The sequence below is a fragment of the Providencia sp. PROV033 genome (assembly GCF_028484855.1).
GTDB classification, from domain to species: Bacteria; Pseudomonadota; Gammaproteobacteria; order Enterobacterales; family Enterobacteriaceae; genus Providencia; species Providencia alcalifaciens.
In genome coordinates this window covers 1-2,432 of sequence record NZ_JAMPSW010000064.1, presented here as the reverse complement: position 1 = coordinate 2,432, position 2,432 = coordinate 1, and the positions used below count along the sequence as shown (strand labels likewise).

The window sequence follows — 2,432 nt, the reverse complement described above, 5'->3', positions numbered from 1 at the left end:
TCGAAAAAGCCATTTAAATTTTTAGCTACACCAAAATATAAGTTTTATATCAATGACTCGTTAGTTTGAATTTAAATAAGGCGTTCAAAATGAAAAAATTATTAGCAATCGCGACTGTTCTGTCATTAACTGTTTCTGGTGCCGCACTAGCAAATACCACTGCGAAAACTGAACATGTAAACCATGGTGTGAAAACTCACGAAGTTGCCAAAGCAGAACACAGTAAAAAAGAACTTAAAAAGAGTGAAGTCAAACAAACTGGTGAAGTAAAAGCGCCAGAAGCGACTAAAGCAGGTAAATAAGTTCGCTTTACTCCTCTAGATTACGTCACGGTGCCATGGGGGTATAATTCCATGGCGCTGCTTGACCGCTTATATGGTATACTGCGCATTATTTTTAAATCAGTGTAACCGTATGAATTATCAATGTCCCCTGTGTTTTAAACCTCTCAATTTAATTAACAGTAGCTATCGTTGTGAAGCAAACCACCAGTTTGATTGCGCCAAAGAGGGTTATGTTAATTTACTTCCAGTGCAACATAAGCGTTCGAAAGATCCGGGCGATAGTTTAGAGATGATGGTATCGCGCCGACAATTTTTAGATGCCGGGCATTATCAACCTATGCGCGATAAAGTCGCGGAAAAACTTGCACAATATTTACCTGAAAATAGCCAAAGCATACTCGATATTGGGTGTGGGGAAGGGTATTACACTGATTATTTTTTACAGTCATTGTTAGCGGCATCCAAGCCCATCAACATGTATGGGCTCGATGTTTCGAAGGTCGCGATCCGTTTTGCTGCTAAGCGGTACAAATCAGTCAATTTTTGTGTCGCATCGAGTCATCGTTTACCTTTTGCTGATACCAGCATCAGTGGAATTATTCGTATTTACGCACCCTGTAAAGCACAAGAGCTCAGTCGCGTATTAATGTCTATGGGCATCTTAATTACCGTGACGCCCGCAGCAGAACATCTGCAAGAATTAAAAGCCTTGATTTATGATGAAGTGAAATTACATCCGGCAAAAGAGGAAGATCTTCCTGATTTCAAACTGGTTGATGAAACGCGTTTAAATTACGCGATGAGTTTGGCTGGAGAAGAGGCATTTGCATTACTTGAGATGACGCCATTTGCATGGAGAGCGTCTGAAGAAGTGAAACAGCAATTAAAACAATCAGAAATTAAAGCGTATACCGCAGATTTTTTGATTCGAGTTTATCAATATCAACCATAAACTCACGGTGAAACTTTTGAACGATCCCCCTGAACAAGTCAGGGGGATATCGAATATTACGGTGCGTACATAAACAATTCGAGATGTTCAAAAAGGATATTGAAGCCAATCGCGATAAGTACCAAACCACCTAATATTTCTGCTTTTTTTCCTAGTAGTGGACCCACGTAACGTCCAATCATCATACCGATCGTCGCCATAATCATGGTGGTTAAACCAATGGTCATTGCTGTATGGACAATATCGACTTGTAAGAAAGCTAAACCTAAACCAATCGCCATTGCATCGAGGCTGGTGGCTATCGCGGATAACACAAGGTTTCCTGCACTATGACTTGATGGTTTATCGCAGCAGTCTTCATCTTTCGTCGTCAGACTTTGCCAGATCATACGACCACCAAGGATGAATAGTAGGGCAAAGGCAATCCAGTGATCCCAACGGATCACATACTGGCTAGCTAAAATACCGATTCCCCAGCCAATGATTGGCGTAATGGCTTCGATAAAACCAAAGATAAATCCAGTACGGAGAATTTCACGAAAACGGGGTTTATGGAGTACTGCACCTTTGCAGATAGCGACAGCAAAAGCATCCATGGATAGTGCGAAGGCGAGGATGAGAGTGGCGTAAAAGCTCATAACAATAATCTCGGTTGGGTGTTTCCATATACACATAAATTACCCCCAACCAAAAGGCGTATTTATGTGTCTATGGTCTTGCCAACCAATAAATGGCATCCGCACCACGTTTAAAAACAAACGAGTATGTTGATACGGATTTTCTGGAAAGAATATATTTCCAGAACAGGCTACTCCCCAATGACGTGGGACGAAAGATATCATAGATTTTAATAAAGGCAAAATATTAATTATTAATAACGATTTCCGCAAATGATAATAATTTTCATTTTCGATATTAATAAAATTAAGGTTAATTAAACATTTAATTAACCTTAATATTTATACCAATATATAAAGTAGTTATTTGTGATTAATGAAGAAATCATAAATCTTTTGTAAATCATCAAGATGGTTGACTTGAACATGGATTTTCTTTTGCTCCAATCCAATCATTAAAATACCATCTTCAGATAAATTCATTGTTTTAATTCGCTCATATAAAATAAATGTATTGGCGAAATAAAAACCGGTTTGTTTAAAAAATACTTTCGGACGACGAATAAAGGCTAAATAAAT

General features: G+C 38.5%; 4 protein-coding genes and 1 riboswitch. Of the genes, 2 read left to right on the top strand and 2 right to left on the bottom strand.

What is annotated here, in order from left to right; all coding sequences use genetic code 11:
* Window positions 1-89: 89 nt before the first annotated feature.
* Window positions 90-302 carry a hypothetical protein gene (locus tag PSF16_RS11870; RefSeq protein ID WP_006661626.1) on the top strand — a complete coding sequence of 71 codons (213 nt, stop codon included), beginning with the start codon at window positions 90-92 and terminating at the stop codon, window positions 300-302.
* A gap of 112 nt (window positions 303-414) precedes the next feature.
* The gene (rlmA, locus tag PSF16_RS11865; protein ID WP_272689297.1) at window positions 415-1,236 is read left to right on the top strand and encodes a 23S rRNA (guanine(745)-N(1))-methyltransferase; all 822 of its coding nucleotides are present in this window, start codon (window positions 415-417) and stop codon (window positions 1,234-1,236) included.
* A gap of 56 nt (window positions 1,237-1,292) precedes the next feature.
* Here rlmA and mntP read toward each other — a convergent pair whose 3' ends face one another.
* Together mntP and PSF16_RS11855 are read right to left on the bottom strand one after the other, a co-directional pair.
* Window positions 1,293-1,874 (bottom strand): manganese efflux pump MntP, encoded by a 582-nt coding sequence (gene mntP / locus PSF16_RS11860; protein WP_006661628.1) that lies wholly within the window; start codon window positions 1,872-1,874, stop codon window positions 1,293-1,295.
* A 6-nt stretch (window positions 1,875-1,880) separates the two neighbouring features.
* Window positions 1,881-2,065: riboswitch (yybP-ykoY riboswitch) on the bottom strand.
* Window positions 2,066-2,216: 151 nt separating this feature from the next.
* The coding region (locus PSF16_RS11855; RefSeq protein ID WP_272689296.1) for a DUF986 family protein at window positions 2,217-2,432 on the bottom strand (216 nt) is incomplete at its 5' end.